This is a genomic window from Actinoallomurus sp. CA-142502, from assembly GCF_050936355.1.
Classification (GTDB): Bacteria; Actinomycetota; Actinomycetes; order Streptosporangiales; family Streptosporangiaceae; genus Actinoallomurus; species Actinoallomurus iriomotensis.
Genome location: NZ_JBNJMY010000001.1, coordinates 6,449,330 through 6,465,176 on the forward strand (window position 1 = coordinate 6,449,330; position 15,847 = coordinate 6,465,176).

Here is a 15,847-nt window from a genome sequence, read left to right on the forward strand (position 1 = left end):
GTCACGAGGGGAAAGTGGTGTCGCGGCTCGTGAGGCGTTGCCAGAAGTCTCGTACTTCGTCGTCGCTTACGTGCGAGCAGGCCGGCGAGGGCTGCGTCGCTGTCGCGCGCCCGCGCCGCCGTGCGGGCCGGCACGAGGCCGAGGCCCACGGCGGACCGCCGTCGGCCGGACGCCTGGATACACGTCGCGGAGGATGGCCCCCCCGAGGTAAGCCGGCACGCCATCCTCCGAGGCGGTGACGGTGACGTGCAGGCCGGAGCCCGTCGCCGAGCAACTCGACCTCGACCGACGCTGGCCGGACATCTGGTTCGGCGCGACACCGGCCGCGACCTGGCCGTCGGGCAGCAGCCACGGCACGAAGGTGCGGCGCGCGGGCGCGCCGACCGCCCTGAGCGGTAACAGACGGCCACCGGTCGCCGCGTCCCCGGCCGCCCGGCGTTCGCCGGCCTGCGGGCGCTGCGGCCGCTGTACACAGGCGGCGGTCGATCCGCGCCACCTCCAGGGCGTTCTCCACCAGGTTGCCGAGGACCCCGGTTACATCCAGCGGCTCAGGCACCCGGGTGATCTCGGCGATCCGCAGTACGACCCTCTTTTCAGCCGCGAGCAACGCCCTGAGGTTGCGGGTACGCCGGTCAGCGTCGGACAGCGCATGCGCGACGACCTCGCGGCGGCCCTGGTGCGGACCCCGAGTTGCTTGTGCTGGACGAGCCGACGATCGGCCTCGACCTCGTGAGCAAGGCGACCTGACCGTGCGCGACTTCCTGACGCGGCACGACGATCCCGCTGACCATGCAGGCACACGGAAACGATCACTGACAAGGCACGTCCTCATCAATGACGTCCGGGCATCCCCGCAATCGAGGATGCCCGGAAATCACCATTCGTTCGATCTACCGTCGTACGGTTCAGCCCCTACGGCTCACCAGAGCTGGCTGTGGCGAACCGCGAGACCGTTGCCCTCGGCAGCCTCGTTCGACGGTGCGTCGGCCAAGCGGTGGCGTCGACCCGTAGCGAATGAGCCGACTTCCCCCCTACCGAGCGCCCGCTGGCCGGCCAGGAGGCTTCTGGCAAAGGCCCTCTGCAGGGCCGGCGTCGAACCGACCACGATCGGAACCGAGCAGTCGGCCGGGAACTGGATCGGCAGCGGGTTGATCGTGCAGGCGGTCTGAATGACCGAGTTGTCGGCCCCGAGCGCCGTAATGTGCAGGTTGTTGCCCTGAACGGTCACCGTTGCGCAGACCGGCACGAAGTTCTGGAATGGCGGCTGGGTGAGCGCCGAGGTCGCGTTCTGGAAACCCTGGCTTACGGGAGTCGGCGTCAGGTCGACCTGCGCGACGAAGACCTGGTTGTTCCGGGTCAACGACACGAACTTCGTATTGCCCTGAACCGTCGAGTCGAGGCACACGGTCGGACCCGCGGGTCCGGTGGGTCCGGTCGCACCGGTCGGACCGGTCGGACCCGTCGGGCCGGTGGCGCCCGTCGCACCGGTCGCACCCGTTGGACCCGTCGGACCAGTGGCGCCCGTCGCACCGGTCGGACCCGTCGGACCAGTGGCACCTGTCGCACCGGTCGGACCAGTAGGCCCGGTGGGGCCCGTCGGGCCGGTGGGCCCAGTGGGTCCGATGGCCTCGATGATCGCTAGTTGTTCGGCTCGGCTGGGTCGAGTACGGGCGACGGCGATGTTGTTGTTGCGGTTGCGGATGTGCAGCCTGATGTGATTGAAGTGCTCGTTCTCGGACCCATTCCAGTTACGGTTCCGATGGCCGTGGAAGAAAGTACTGCGGGAGTGCGCGCTGCTGCCCCGACCCCAGCCGTCCCCGGGAACCTGGGCAGACGCGGGGAGGGCTGCGAGAATGCTGCCGCCGACTGCGGCAAGCACTCCGGTAGCCATGATCGTCTTTTTAAGCATGGTCTCCTCTTTTTCGGAATGGCGCGATGGCTCTCACCTACAGGGCGCTCATATATGTACTCAGAGTGCCGTATAGCATGTATTCCCCGGCCTTGCCGCGAACAACGTTCCCATCGGGTAATGCGCTACCAAAAAGGGCTTAGCTGGAAATTGGAAGGCTCCAGAGCACGACCATGAGACATTTATGTCCGAGTCACCGAAGACTTCCACATTCGCCCTATATTCATTCCATGGCCGTCACCGATCCGCCGACCGGCCGTTATTTCCTTAACGAGTCAATTTGGACAGCTGTATCAAAGTCGGAAGATAGGGTTTTATCGCATCGGACCGATAGAACTGTGATATGGATACCCCTCCCGTCCTCCATGACGTACATGACCGAGTTAATAGTCGAGCAATGCATATTGCTCGCGGTTGTTCCACGATGGTCAGACGCTCGATCCGGCGAGCCGTGTCGGGGCTCAGGTCACACGGCGGGATGGCCCATCGCGGCAGGACCGGCGGGGATGGCGATCGTCGCGGCTGCTGGGGCGTTACACTTCCCGCACGCGGAGGACGCGGAGGACAACGTGATTTCCCTGGAGCGGATCCTCGCGTGATATGCCACTGGATTTCGGGGAGACTCTAGCCTTCTAGCGGCCGCAGTTGGGCGTCGGTGACCAACGCACTGGGAAACACGTCAGCCCGATCGCCCGCCTCATCACGAGGGGCTCACCCCATACGGCGCCAGGCGACCCAGTCTCCGGCGTAGCTTTGGCGGATCGACACAGGTCGCCAGTTCGGTGGGGCGGCGGGCCAGCTCTGTTGCGGTGTCTTCCCCAGGTCCCAAGGCACGATGACGAGCGTCACATCCGGCGCGAGCGTCTCTCGGCGAAAGCGATCAATCGCTTTCAGACCGTTGCGTACTTGGAAGGCCTGTGAAACCCAGATCCTCCACGACAGATCGACATAATTGACCGCGACATGGTCCTGGGGGCGTAGTCCGGCCGGGGCCAGGCTCGTGGCAGCCTCGATCCTGTCCTCCCACGCCCGGGTCTCCCGTTCGGTGGACACGGCCATGACGGTCAGATCGAGAGCGATGAAGCCAACGGCGACGATGCGCCATCCGTCTCTGCCGCCGCTCGTGATGATGAGGGCCGCCAGTATCAGCAGCACCAGCGCGACCCACGTGGCGAACCACAACTGCAGGGCGTTCCAGTTCCAGGTGAGGACGCAGATCTCAGGAAAGTCGGCCGTGCCGAAGAATTGGGTGGACAGCCGACCGCCGGCTTGCACCCGCACGATCCCGGCTGTCGCGAAGGCAAGCACCGCACAGGCGAGCACCGCCCACATGGCCGCCCTTCTCGTGCAGCGAGTCGCGAACACCGCCCCGGCCAGGAAGACCACCGGAGCCAGGCAACTGAGATACCGGCCATAGGCGAAGTTGGCGACGGTCTTCTCGTCCGCGGTCGCAGCGGACATGGCAAGCGCGATGCCCACCACGGTGGCGAGCGTGAGGCACGCCACCGCCCGGGTCGCGGGCGGTGTGCGACGGCGAACAGCCACTACGCCGAGGGCCACCAGGCCGACGCCTGCGACGCCCCACGTGGAAACGATGAGGTACCAGAGCTTTCCGGCGGTCAGGCCGATCGTCCACCCCATCCCGTCCAGGCTGGTCAGCCGATGCAGCAGCCATTCGCCGTGCGCCTGGACGCCACCCCGATAGATTCGTGACTTAACCCAGCCGTTCAGCGCCCATGCGGCGGCCGACCCGGCGACCAGCGCGTTGGCCGTCACGACGATGTCCCGCCTGCTCGCCCAGCGCCGCCACAGTACGGCGACCAGAAGACCCGCATGCGCCACCACGATGACCGCGCCCCGTCCATGCACGCAGTAGGTGTAGGCGGCGACGAGGCTCGCCACCACGCCGTATCCCAACCGTCCGCTGGTGATCCACGCGTGTACGAGGAGCAGCCAGCCGAGGACCGCCACCGGCAGTACGGCGTCGCTCATGGCGAACTGGCCGTAGTAGAGCTGCGAGGGCAGGAGAGCGGTCACGGTCGCGAGCAGGTAGGAGCGCCCGCGCGGTAGGTCGAGACGGCGCAGTGCGATGTATGCGAGTGCGAAGACCGATGCGCCGACCAGCGCATTGATGAGGATGACGAGACGGTAGACGGTCGCCGGATCACTGCTGAGCCAGAATGCGGGAGTGAGGACGAGCGGGTAGCCGGCCTGGTAGAAGGTCCGCCCGGAGAGATCACCGGCCGCTCCGCCCGTGATCAGCCGTGCCGCCAGGAGATATCCCGACTCGTCCGGGATGAGCATTGGAACTCTCTGATATATGCCAAGCGCCCACCGGATTCCCACTTGAAGAATCCAGCCGCCGAGGAGCAGCAGAGGCCAGGGCCGGATGCGACGCATGAGCCCTGCGGGTACGGAAACGGAGCTCTCCCGCGATATTGTGGCCCCAAGCAATCCCATGGCATCTCCGTCGTGTTGAACTCGCTAATCGGCAAATATTGACAAAGTGTTCGTCAACTCTGCGACACAAGTAGAGCCGGCCGCGGCCCCAGACGACGGCTACACGTAAGTAGCGACGAGCCGACCCGCAAATGGCGGCAAACGCACCGCTTTCTCACCTCTGGGCGGCCTCACACCCGGCCGTGATCCACGGCGGAGGATAACCGCCGAAGACGCCGGTGTTCAAGCCCGGCCCGATATTCGCACGACATGGGTCAATGCGCAGCATCTCGCGCGCATTTGGGTAGGTCCGGACTTGAATCAGGAACTATGCATGAACACCCGAGTGGTCCCTGTCTGTCCGCCCGAGTTTTGTAAAGCAAGAACCGGGAAGAGCGACAGCAGCGCCGCCGGGGCGAGCAAGTAATTCACATATGGACTCGTACGATTTATTCGGACTTTTGTAGGAGTATGGACATGGGTGTTGCCGCTGAAGTCGCGCCGCGCATCGACGTCGGCGGGGCGAGACCGACCAGAGGACCTGATGGCGTCGCGGTCACACTCTTCGCCCTGACAGCCTTGATCGGCTCTAGTCTGTTGTTCGTCATGGAACCGATGGTGACGAAAATGCTGTCGCCCGTCTACGGCGGATCACCAATGGTCTGGAGCACTTCGATCTTCTTCTTCCAGGTCGTGATCCTGATGGGCTACGCCTATACGCATTGGTCGCAGCGCATGCTCGGCGCCCGTGGCCGGCTCCTGATCCAGATTTCGCTGGCCATCGCCCCGCTCTTCCTGCTGCCGTTCACCGTGCCGGCCTGGTCACAAACCGTTGGGTCGACATCACCCGCGCTCTGGCTTCTGCTCACACTGACAATGGTCGTCGGCGCACCGATCGCGGCACTCTCCACGATCGGAGCACTCGTTCAGCGTTGGTATTCATCGTCAGGTCTTCCTCGGTCCGACAACCCATACTTCGTTTTCGCCGCAGGCAATATCGGCGGTATGCTCGCGCTTCTCGCCTATCCGCTCGTCATCGAGCCGATGGCGAATTTGGCGACTCAGGCTCGCTGGTGGATGGTCGCTTATGGCGTGTTCATCGCCTTGGCGGTCGCGTGCGGACTGGTCATGCGATTCCGTTTCGCCGGGCTTTCGGAGGCGCCCGCGGGAACCGAAACCGTCCCGCCCGAGCAGGTCTCCTGGGCGCGGAGGGCACGCTGGCTCGGCCTGGCCTTCATCCCGTCGTCCCTCATGCTCGGCGTTACCACGCGTATCTCCGCCCACATCGCCGCGATCCCGCTGATCTGGGTGGTGCCGTTCGCCCTCTACGTCGCAACGCTCATCATCGCCTTCGGTTTGAGGAACCAGCGCTGGATGACTCCCACGGTCATGGCCGCGGCGATCAGCGCAGCCGTTGTTCCGTGGACCCTGTATCTCCACCGCGGTTTGGCCGCCGACATCGCGCTCTGCCTCGCGCTGGTCCTCGTCGCCGGTCTGGCCTGCCATGGCCTCCTGGCGCGGGACCGGCCGGCTCCGCGTCGACTGACCGAGTTCCTGGTGATCGTCTCGCTCGGTTGCGCGCTCGGCGGCGCCTTCAACAGCCTCATCGCCCCGATGGTCTTCAACTGGGGCGCGGAGCTTCCGCTGGTCATGACCGCGCTCGCGGTCCTGCCCCTGGCGCTGCGCCGGCAACCGGCCGCGAACAAGGCATGGCGGCTGCCGGGAATCGAAGGGCTGGTCAAGTCGTTCGTGCTCGCCGGTCCCCTTCTCGTCGTCGCTGTGGACCTCAATCTCGGCCGCTACTGGCTCATCGCGATCGCTGTGGCGGGTTGCATGCCGTGGTGTGTTCTCGCCGTATCGCGGCCCCGGGTGATGGCGGTCGGCGCGCTGCTGACGACCGGTGCGCTCTTCTGGTATCAGACTCCGGACGACTCCTTCCGGGAGCGCACGTTCTTCGGCGCGTACGAGGTCTATTCCCAAGGTGGCTGGACGATTCTCTCCGACGGCGCGACCATGCGCGGCTACCAGTACGCAACGCTTCCCATACGGTCGATGCCCGTTTCGTACTACGGACGGCCCGGACCGCTCGGCGACCTTTTCGCGAACTACGGCGATCGGAGTAAGAACATCTCCGTCGTCGGTCTGGGAACAGGAGCCGAGGCGAGCTACGGACACGCCCGGCAGCAGATCGATTTCTTCGAACCCGACCGTGCGAGCCTCGATATCGCTCGGAAACGGTTCGGCTACCTGACCGGCAGCCAGGCCGACGTAGACGTGATTCTCGGCGATGGGCGGGTCGAGCTGGACAAGGCCCCCGACGGCCGGTATGGGATGATCATCTTGGATGCCTTCAATTCCGGCGCGGTGCCGACCCATCTGCTGACCCGTGAGGCGCTCCAGCTGTACGTTCGCAAGCTCAGGCCCGGAGGGGTGGTCGCGTTCCACGTCACCAAGAGGAACCTCGATCTCGCGCCGATGCTGCAGGCAACCGCACGGTCGGCCGGCCTCGCCTCGCTGACCGGTGATGGCGACGTAGATCCCCTGCACATGTATCAGGCTTCGACATGGGTGGCCATCACGCGGACGGATGCCGACCTTCAGCCGCTACGGGCCAATTCACAGCGGTGGAAGACGCTACCGACAGGCGGCCCAGTGTGGACCGACACCCAAGCCTCCCCGATAGGCGCCCTTACGTCCGAATGATCACGGACGTCTCCGCGTGGAAGCGACGGCGCGGAATTTAAGATCCCCACTAAGGGGACATTTCCGAAGATAGATATCGGCTCCACGCATGGGAATTTATGCGACACGTCCGTCGAAATACTGGACGGAGCATCTGCGCGCGTGATTGGCCGCATCGGCCGGAAGTCCTCATGTAGGGCTAAAGGTTGTTGCTTCGCGGCGCGTCGTCGCTTGACGGCAGGCTTCACGGGTAACACATGCCATTGTCGGAACAATGACGAGGTCAGTCGAAACCCCCGGAAATTGGCGGCACAGGACAATGGAGGACAGGACATGGAACTCTCCGTGGTGATGCCTTGCCTGAACGAGGCGGAGACCGTAGAGACATGCGTGCGGAAGGCCCTCGGATTCTTCGCTGAGCACGGCGTCGACGGTGAGGTCATCATCGCCGACAACGGCAGCACCGACGGGAGCCAGCAGCTCGCCCGCGACGCGGGTGCCCGCGTCGTGCCGGTGAGCGAGAAGGGGTACGGCAACGCCCTCATGGGCGGCATCCGGGCGGCTCGGGGCACGTACGTGGTCATGGGCGACGCCGACGACTCCTACGACTTCACCTCGCTGATGCCGTTCCTCACCGAGCTGCGGGACGGCGCCGACCTGGTCATGGGCAACCGCTTCAAGGGCGGCATCGCGCCCGGCGCCATGCCGCCGCTGCACCGGTACCTGGGCAACCCGGTGCTCAGCTTCGTCGGCCGGCTGTTCTTCCGCAGCAAGATCGGCGACTTCCACTGCGGGCTGCGCGGCTTCCGCCGCGACTCGATCCTGCGACTCGGCCTGCAGACCGGCGGCATGGAGTTCGCCAGCGAGATGGTGGTCCGCTGCACCCTCGCCAAGTACGACATCCGCGAGGTCCCCACCACACTCTCGCCCGACGGCCGCTCCCGCGCCCCGCACCTGAGCACCTGGCGCGACGGCTGGCGACACCTGCGCTTCCTCATGCTCTACAGCCCCCGCTGGCTGTTCCTCATCCCCGGCCTGCTGCTCATGACCCTCGGACTGATCGGCGGCATCACCCTGTCCGCGGGCCCGATCCACGTCGGCGACATCGCCTTCGACGTCGACACCCTTGCCGGGGCCTCGGCGATACTGGTGATCGGCTTCCAAGCAGTGCTGTCAGCCCTACTGACCAAGGTCTATGCCATGGAAGAGGGCTTCCTTCCTCACGACCCGCGGGTGCAACGCGTCATCCGGTCCTGGAGCCTGGAGCGTGGCCTGGTCGTCGGCGGCCTCCTGGCACTGGCCGGTCTCGTCGGCCTGGTCGCCTCGCTGATCCACTGGCAGGGCCACAGCTTCGGCCAGCTCGACCCGCACGCCTTGCTGCGCATCGTCGTGCCGGCCGCCACCGCGCTCATCATGAGCTTCCAGATGATCTTCGCGTCGCTGTTCGTCAGCATCCTGGGGATCCGCCGCCCCTCCCACCCGCTGGTCGCCGACCCGGCGGAGGAGGCCGCCATCGTCGTGGACGCGGCGGTCCAGCGCGTACGGACCGAGAACGGCGCCACGAGCGCGGACTCCGAGAGCATGAACCCTGCCAAGACGGCATGACGCGGAGCCGGGTCGGTGATTCGAACCGGCGAGCACCATCCGCGACCGACGTGACGAATGGATCAAGCGCGGCGTCCTCGCGCAGCTGAAGAGCACCTCGCCGGACGCCTGCGACCGCGTCGTCGGCACCCGACGACGGCGCGTGCGCCGGTCCCTCTCCGATGGATCGGCGCACGCGGGACATGAGACGCTCGCTGATGGTCGATGGTCGCGGCATCCCCGGCGGGAGCGGCCTCCGAACGCGACGTCAACGACTTCGAGCGGCCCATCAGAAGGCCGGGAGCATCCACGATGATCCGGGACTTCACGGAGATCCGGCGGGTGCCGGATCGTGTACGCGGGGACGCTCGGGACTCGGTCATGCACGCGGACGCGGATCGAGTCTGCGGCGATCGGGCGGCTCAAGAAGTTCTCCGCCCGCGACATCACGGTTGGGCGGTGTGGTGCGGACCTCGCCGGCCGGGCCACGGCCACGGACCTGGTCGACGGTTCGTCGGCCCGACCGTCGTCAGGGGTGGAAGGCGCGCGCCGCCGCATGAGGTCGCATCCGGCTCGAAGTCTTTGATGAGCACCGCTTCCGAAGCGGTGTCGTCCATGCCCGCCGCGGAGCCCGTGGCCGACGCCGGCGCCCTGCTCACCCGGACCGTGAGTCCGTTATCGGGTCGGAATATCGGCACCTGGCGTGCTCGGGTCGGGAAACGGGCCGTAGTACGCAGTGAAGATCAACGGCATGCCCGCACCCCGCCGCGCCACCGGACGACCTCTCAGGTCGGCGACGGCGATCGGCTCGTCTCCGAGGGAACGAGACCAGGTGCGGGTGTCGATGCCGGCGAGCTCCCGGGGCGGGAGGCAGTGTCCTGCCGGGCCTTCACGACCGTCTCCTCGCCACGAGCCAGGCCACGGAGCGGCCGGTTCTCGTGGCGTCGAGGTCGGATCGACCCGCCGTCCATCAGGCTTGCTCGACTCGCTCTCTCAGGGCGGCGGCGCGGTGGACCAGGCCGACGATCACCTGGGCCGCCTCCGGTTTCTGTCCAGCGAGCCATCGAAGGACTTCCCGGTCGTACGAGCCCACTTCAAGCCCGTGATCAGTGCAAGTACGAAGAAGCCGGTTGAGGGTCTTTTCCCGCATGACCCCGCGTTTGTGGTATCCCGCGTAGACGTCGCGCACTTCAGCGGTGGCCTCGCACTCGGCCTCGTATGGTCCACTCATGGCTGGGCATCCCTAGTTCTCGCCCCACTCGGTGAGGCTGCTGCGTGCACATATGTTCTGGTCATACCCAAATACGATGTCGCCTATTCCGATTGCCAGGAAAGGAACCTGCCAAGCCGTCCGCTTCGCAAGCAGGAGGCATGGAACAGAAATCGCCGCGCGCCGAAACTCCAGAAGAGCACGATGGTGACGGTTATCAGCTTCGAAGTCAGGTAGAATATTCCGATAACCGACGTGAAAATCCACATAAATATGCCATTGAGCAACAGGGCGACGGCGCAGATGCCGACGAACAACGCGAGTTCGACGCCACGCTCACGCCTGGCCCGTTCAGCGAACACCCATACGGTGCTGAGCAGGTAGTTCACGGCGACAGAGATGACGAAGGACGATGTCGCCGACAGCAGATAGAACCAAGAAAGTAAGCTGGTGAACACATAGAGCAGTCCGAAATCGACCGTGAATGCGATGACCGCCACGATGCCGTACCTGAAGAACTGTACGAATCCGTGGCTGGTCGGCTGCAGGAGCAGCTTCCCCGCGAACGCGGTGATGCCGCTAGGCATCGAGTGTCCCCAATCGAGTCAGCGCCTCGTGCAGCGTATCGAGCTTGACACCCAGCTCCTTGACGTCTGCGGCGTTATCGACGGCACGCAGCTTCTTGAGCCCCCATAGATTATCCTCGTTCACCGCGAGCGGGAGGCGCAGGAACGCGATGGTGCGCATGGCGGTGAGCAGCACGAAGAAGGGCACCGGAAGGAAGATCGGGTTCACTCCGAGCTGCCTGCCCATGGCCTTGTAGAGCTCCTTGTACGCGTAGACTTCGGGGTTGGCGACCACGAATCGACCGTGCAGGTCGCGCTCCAAGACCTGCTCGATCACCTGAAGCAGGTCATGTATGCTTATGATCTGCAGCGGTTGAGTTCCGCCATCCACCAGCGGCACGATCCGTTTGGTCCGCATGAATTTGGCCATCTGCTGCACGATGCCACCGCTGCCGACTATCAACCCGCAGCGCAATATCACGTCGTTCGAGTCGTCCAGCATGCTTTCAATGGCCAGCTTCTGACGGCCATATATCGATACAGCGTCTTCATGGGCCGACATGCTCGACATGAATATCGACTTTTTTACGCCCTGCTCCCGGGCCGCCGCAAGCAGACGTTCGGTGCCACCTACGTTCACGTCGAAGGCATCCTTGTGGGCGCGATCGAGCTTCACGTACGCGGTATGGACCAGATAGTCGACGCCCTTGAACATCGTCACATCGAACGTCTTGCCGAGATCAAGAGCGACATAGCGAACGTTCTCGCGCGTCTCGAATCTCTCTGGGTCGCGTACCGAGGCCACGACATTCCATCCTCTTGCAGCGAGGAAACTCACCAACTGCGAGCCGACGAATCCGCCGGCGCCGGTGACGAAAACGGTCGGGAGCTCATCGCTCATGCTTGAGTGCCTTCTGTGCGGTGATGTGCGCGTTCGCCAGTAGAGAGAAGGTAAGACCGCAGGCCGGAAGATAGTTGAATCCCGAGCTGTCGGCCACATAGACGTCTTGGGTGCCATGCAGCCTGCCGCTCGGACTCAACGTCAGAGGCTTATCTCGATCGCTGAACGGCAGGGTGCCGGCATAGTGAATGCTCGCGCCGTATCCCGGGTTAATCCGCTTGGTCGCGTATATGCCCAGCCGCCGCCCCGCAGCGATGTACTTACGCTCGCGCCGCACGAACTCGTCTTTCTCCGCCTGGTCGAGTACATAGCTCGCGTCGAGGTGGTCGCCAACAGGGGAGCTCGCATCGCCGACAAGCTGGAGATACTTCTTCGAGGAGCGTTTGTCCGGATGATGCACACCCATGATCACCAGCCCCGACATCAGGTAACGCATGATGTGGCGGGCGTCCGAGAAACCCAAGAACGGAACCTGGCCCATCAGCCTGAAGAGCATGAGCGACTGGTAACTGTACAGAGAGGCTATGGAAAACCCGGATTTGCCCCTCTCTTCGTCCAGGATCAGCGAAAGCTGGGCGAGGCCGAGCTTCTTACGCTCTACTTCCTTGCCCACCATCGACAACTGCACGCAAGGAATGAAACTGTACGGGTTGCACAGCAAAGGTAGCTTCGTGTGCGACTCTCCCATGCTCCGCAGCACGACCCGCGCACTGCCCAGCGCCCCGGCGGCGAGTACGAGCGTTCTGCAACGCAGGACTCGTTTCTCATGCTGAGGGATCGTGAGGCACTCCACCTCCACGAACCCGTCTCTCTCGACGAAGCGGGTCACCAGATGACCGCCGACATAGGTGAAGTTCGGACTTCCCTTGAGCTGGTCGACGGTGACCCAAGGACGCCAGGCGCTCCGGCCGTTGTCGGTGTAGTAGTCCATGTCGCGGTAGGCGTACTTCTCTCGCCCGTCCATGTCCTCCGTGAGCAGGGCGAGCGGCGTCCGGCCCAGCACGAACCCTCTTTTATTGAAGTAGTTCTTGTGCGCCTGATACCTGTTGAGGATCCGCTGATGATTTCGGTCCATGTTCACCGGCGGCTGATAGGTCTTCAGGTCGACGATGGTGTACGGCGAGGCGTCGTCCTTGGTGGCACTGATGCCCACCCGCTGGGCTACGACCTCGTATGCGTCACGCATGCGGGTCTCATCGAGTCCGGCGGCCCTGATGTCGGCGTCCGAGAACTCCCAGCACTGCAACCCCCAGCCGATGCCGAGGCCTCCGTACCCCAGGCTTTCGACCGGCGAGAACGTGCTGGACCGTACCGGCAGATACGTGTCGACCTTCTCGATCATGTGCCGACGCGGCGGAGTGATCTGGGCGCCCTTACCGACGTGACCCCACACCACACCCTCGGCGTTCTGGCCGATCAGGTAGCGATGTTGGTCGATCTCGTTGCGCCGGATATCTATGTAGTCTTTTTCCGGGACCTGTGAGTGATACTCCGGGTTGTCGATCCCCACGTCGACCATGGTGACGTCCGCACCCGCATCCACCAGGGTCTGCGCGGCCATCGCCGCAGAGCAACCGGAGCCGACGACCATGAAACCAGCGATGTTCACTGCGTGATCACCTTGACCAGAATGGTGCCTACGATCGTTCTGGTGACACCGGTGATGACGGTTGAGCCGACGACGGTGGAGTACCACCAGCCGCGGCGCACGGGAAGAAATCGATGGTGATAACGGGGAGAGGACTCCAGGATCGAGAACATGATATAAATGCGATGGCGAATTTCAGACGCCGAATCGATCAGAGTAAGACCCGCGTCGACGAATCCGAGCGCCCAGGGATGGCGATGGATGAAGGCCAGGCGTTTGCGCTCACGCTCACTCATCGCGCACGCCCTGGTCTTTATCGCATTGACATAGAGCGTCACGGCCGGCTCATCCGGCGGTCCTCCCACCAGATAGCGGCCCAGGACTCTCGCTTCACAGCGCAAGACTTCGTCACTATCGATAATAATTCGTTTCACGATAATGCACTTTCTGTCCATCACTGCGTTCCCCCGGATGTACTGGTGGCTCTTCCCGGTTCACGCCCAACAAAAACCGAGGTAGACAGATCGGGCCAGGCTGCCGCATATATCAGCCAATGCACGGTCGAGTGCATGACAGAAATGACAGACTATGTTCGGCCGCTGCCCGATGTCGGGATTTGCGCGGCCGTGCGCCGGTATGGACTGGCGCGGTAGCGGATATACCCGGAACCGGACGTCAGGTCGTGAACGATGCTCCGGGGCGCCAGGCGTACTCGTGTTCGGGGCGGCCGGTGGTGCCGTACCGCAGCGTCACCAGCGCCCGGCCGGACTGCGCGAGCGAGGCCAGGTACCGCTGGGCCGTCGCGCGGGAGATCCCGACCTCATCGGAGATCTCCGCCGCCGAGCGGGGCCGGTCGGCCCGGCGGAGCGCCTCGGCGACGAGCTGTGAGGTGACCGGCGACTGGCCCTTCACCGCGCGCGGGACGCCGCGCGGCACGTCGTACAGCACGCGCACGGCGCGGTCGACGTCGTCCTGCGTCAGCTGACCGCCGTTCGCCAGCCGTTCCCGGTACCGCGCGTACGCGCGCAGCCGCTCCCCCAGCTCACCGGCGGTGAACGGCTTGATCAGGTAGTGCAGGGCGCCGCGGGAGAACGCGGTGCGCACCGACTCCTGGTCGGTGGCGGCGGTGGCCATGATCACGTCCGCGGCCAGGTCGGGCAGCAGGTTCAGGCCCGACTCGTCGGGCAGGTAGACGTCGAGCAGCACGAGGTCGGCGCCGGCCGCCTTGGCCCGCGCGTCGGCGGCGGTACGGGCCCGGCCGGCGACGCGGAACCCCGGCACGAGCTCGACGAACCCGGCGTGCACCTGGGCCACGCGGAAGTCGTCGTCGACCACCAGCACGTCGATCAATTGAGCACCTCCGGAAGCCGGGCGACGAAGACGGCACCCACCTCGTCCTCGCCGGGGTCGACGAGGACGATGTCGCCGCCGCGCGCCCGCGCCGCCGTACGGGCGAGCGCGAGGCCGAGGCCCCGCGGCCGACCGCCGTCGGCCTGGCGCGTGGACACGCCGTCACGGAAGATCGCCTCCTTCAGCTCCTCCGGCACGCCCTCGCCGGAGTCGGCCACGGTCACGTGCAGGTCGTGACCGTCGCCGAGCAGTTCGACCTCGACGCGCGCGGGCCGGCGGCGGCCGAGCCGCGCGGCCTCCAGGGCGTTCTCGACGAGATTGCCGAGCACCGTGGTCACGTCGAGCGGCTCGGACACGCGGCCGGGTACCCAGGTGGTCTCGGCGATCTCCAGCTCGACCCCCTTCTCGGCGGCGACGGCGGCCTTGGCCGCGAGGAAGGCGCCGAGGTAAGGATCGGGTACGGTGCCGGGCGGCTCCTCCTTCGCGGCGGGGACCTCGGCGAGGGCACGGATGTAGCCGGCCGCCTCCTCATAGTGGCCGAGCTGGAGCAGACCGGACAGCGTGTGCAGGCGGTTCGCGTACTCGTGCCGCTGCGCGCGCAGCGCGTCGAACAGCGTCCGCACCGCGTCCAGTTCACGGGCGAGCGACTCCACGTCCGTCCGGTCCCGCAGGCTGATCACCGCGCCGAGGCGCCGTCCGCCGTGGCTGACCTCGCGCCGGTTGACGACGAGGACCCGGTCGCCGGAGACGACGAACAGGTTGGGCGGCACCTCCTCGCCCTCCAGCACGGCCCGGAGCCGGCCGGTCACCGGCAGGTCGGCGACCGCGGTGTGGCGGGCGGGCGTGACGTCGAGCAGCCGGGCGGCTTCCTCGTTGCAGACCGTCACCCGGCCGCCGTCGTCGAGCGCGAGCACGCCCTCGCTGATGCCGTGCAGCACGGCCTCGCGCTCCTGGACCAGCTCGGCGAGCTCGTGGGGTTCGAGGCCCAGGGTCTGGCGCTTCAGGCGCCGGCCGATCCCGGCGGAGGCGGCCACGCCGAGCAGGACCGTGCCCGCGGCGAACCCGGCCGCGACCGCCAGCGTACGGTGCACGCGCCGGTCGATCTCGCCGGCGTCGAACCCGACGCTGACCTCGCCGACGAGGCTCCCCACGTGGTCGTGGAGCGGGACCTTGCCCCGCGCGGACAGCCCGAGGGTGCCACGCTCGAAGACGATGACCTCGTGCCCGGACAGGGCGGCCGACGGGTCGGTGCTGACCCTCCGCCCGATCTCGGCGCGGTTCGGGTGGGCCAGGCGGATGCCGTGCCGGTCGGTGACGACGACGAACAGCGCGCCGGTGGCCTCGCGGAACCGCTCCGCGCGGTCCTCGACCACGCCCTGCGGGTCGCCGCTCGCCACGGCGTCGCCGATCACGGGGTCGGAGGCGACGGCGCGGGCGAGCGTCAGCGCGCGCCAGCCGTACTGGTGACGCAGTTCGCCCCACTGCACCCAGGCGGCCATGCCGTACCCGGTCACGGCGACGAGCACCACGACGCCGATCTGCAGGATCAGCACCTGGTGGGCGAAGCGTATACGGGCAGGTCGGGGCATGACCTGCAAACCGTAACCGAACCGGGCTC

At 65.7% G+C, this 15,847-nt stretch carries 11 protein-coding genes and 1 pseudogene; 3 read left to right on the forward strand and 9 right to left on the reverse strand.

Annotated elements, in window-relative coordinates; genetic code table 11:
• Window positions 1-625: 625 nt before the first annotated feature.
• Window positions 626-744 (forward strand): annotated as a pseudogene (locus tag ACQEV1_RS30440) (ATP-binding cassette domain-containing protein); the annotation flags it as partial.
• A gap of 175 nt (window positions 745-919) precedes the next feature.
• Here the strand turns inward: ACQEV1_RS30440 and ACQEV1_RS30445 are convergent.
• Window positions 920-1,405: a hypothetical protein gene (locus ACQEV1_RS30445; protein WP_285622389.1), complete on the reverse strand. Its 486-nt coding sequence runs from the start codon at window positions 1,403-1,405 to the stop codon at window positions 920-922.
• A 1,215-nt stretch (window positions 1,406-2,620) separates the two neighbouring features.
• Window positions 2,621-4,213, reverse strand: coding sequence for a hypothetical protein (locus ACQEV1_RS30450; RefSeq protein WP_285622391.1), 1,593 nt, complete (start codon window positions 4,211-4,213; stop codon window positions 2,621-2,623).
• Between the two features lie 612 nt (window positions 4,214-4,825).
• Between ACQEV1_RS30450 and ACQEV1_RS30455 the strand changes: the two genes are divergently transcribed.
• Both ACQEV1_RS30455 and ACQEV1_RS30460 read left to right on the forward strand, forming a co-directional pair.
• The gene (locus ACQEV1_RS30455; RefSeq protein WP_433397961.1) at window positions 4,826-7,051 is read left to right on the forward strand and encodes a hypothetical protein; all 2,226 of its coding nucleotides are present in this window, start codon (window positions 4,826-4,828) and stop codon (window positions 7,049-7,051) included.
• Window positions 7,052-7,363: 312 nt separating this feature from the next.
• Entirely contained in the window at window positions 7,364-8,635 is a 1,272-nt protein-coding gene (locus ACQEV1_RS30460; RefSeq protein ID WP_433397963.1) for a glycosyltransferase family 2 protein, read from the forward strand.
• A gap of 949 nt (window positions 8,636-9,584) precedes the next feature.
• Here the strand turns inward: ACQEV1_RS30460 and ACQEV1_RS30465 are convergent.
• From ACQEV1_RS30465 to ACQEV1_RS30495, 7 genes are all read right to left on the reverse strand, one after another.
• A complete protein-coding gene (locus ACQEV1_RS30465; RefSeq protein WP_285571406.1) occupies window positions 9,585-9,845 on the reverse strand; it encodes a hypothetical protein in 261 nt (86 codons plus the stop codon).
• Window positions 9,846-9,928: 83 nt separating this feature from the next.
• The gene (locus ACQEV1_RS30470) at window positions 9,929-10,411 is read right to left on the reverse strand and encodes a GtrA family protein (protein ID WP_433397966.1); all 483 of its coding nucleotides are present in this window, start codon (window positions 10,409-10,411) and stop codon (window positions 9,929-9,931) included.
• Window positions 10,404-11,291, reverse strand: a complete 888-nt coding sequence (locus ACQEV1_RS30475) for an NAD-dependent epimerase/dehydratase family protein (protein ID WP_433397968.1) — start codon at window positions 11,289-11,291, stop codon at window positions 10,404-10,406. The genes ACQEV1_RS30470 and ACQEV1_RS30475 overlap by 8 nt, the downstream gene beginning before the upstream one ends.
• On the reverse strand, window positions 11,281-12,900 hold the full coding sequence (locus tag ACQEV1_RS30480) for a hypothetical protein (protein ID WP_433397970.1): 1,620 nt from the start codon (window positions 12,898-12,900) through the stop codon (window positions 11,281-11,283). Before ACQEV1_RS30480 ends, ACQEV1_RS30475 begins: the two co-directional genes overlap by 11 nt.
• Window positions 12,897-13,334 (reverse strand): hypothetical protein, encoded by a 438-nt coding sequence (locus ACQEV1_RS30485; protein WP_285622403.1) that lies wholly within the window; start codon window positions 13,332-13,334, stop codon window positions 12,897-12,899. Before ACQEV1_RS30485 ends, ACQEV1_RS30480 begins: the two co-directional genes overlap by 4 nt.
• A gap of 220 nt (window positions 13,335-13,554) precedes the next feature.
• Window positions 13,555-14,220 carry a response regulator gene (locus ACQEV1_RS30490; RefSeq protein WP_433406009.1) on the reverse strand — a complete coding sequence of 222 codons (666 nt, stop codon included), beginning with the start codon at window positions 14,218-14,220 and terminating at the stop codon, window positions 13,555-13,557.
• A 5-nt stretch (window positions 14,221-14,225) separates the two neighbouring features.
• Window positions 14,226-15,818 (reverse strand): ATP-binding protein, encoded by a 1,593-nt coding sequence (locus tag ACQEV1_RS30495; protein WP_285622406.1) that lies wholly within the window; start codon window positions 15,816-15,818, stop codon window positions 14,226-14,228.
• Window positions 15,819-15,847: the final 29 nt, after the last annotated feature.

Bases quoted from the DNA above. Each gene is read 5' to 3' on its own strand.
- ACQEV1_RS30450 (WP_285622391.1), bottom strand. From the start codon at position 4,213: ATGCTCATCCCGGACGAGTCGGGATATCTCCTGGCGGCACGGCTGATC.
- ACQEV1_RS30455 (WP_433397961.1), top strand. From the start codon at position 4,826: ATGGGTGTTGCCGCTGAAGTCGCGCCGCGCATCGACGTCGGCGGGGCG.
- ACQEV1_RS30460 (WP_433397963.1), top strand. From the start codon at position 7,364: ATGGAACTCTCCGTGGTGATGCCTTGCCTGAACGAGGCGGAGACCGTA.
- ACQEV1_RS30465 (WP_285571406.1), bottom strand. From the start codon at position 9,845: ATGAGTGGACCATACGAGGCCGAGTGCGAGGCCACCGCTGAAGTGCGC.
- ACQEV1_RS30470 (WP_433397966.1), bottom strand. From the start codon at position 10,411: ATGCCTAGCGGCATCACCGCGTTCGCGGGGAAGCTGCTCCTGCAGCCG.
- ACQEV1_RS30475 (WP_433397968.1), bottom strand. From the start codon at position 11,291: ATGAGCGATGAGCTCCCGACCGTTTTCGTCACCGGCGCCGGCGGATTC.
- ACQEV1_RS30485 (WP_285622403.1), bottom strand. From the start codon at position 13,334: ATGGACAGAAAGTGCATTATCGTGAAACGAATTATTATCGATAGTGAC.
- ACQEV1_RS30495 (WP_285622406.1), bottom strand. From the start codon at position 15,818: ATGCCCCGACCTGCCCGTATACGCTTCGCCCACCAGGTGCTGATCCTG.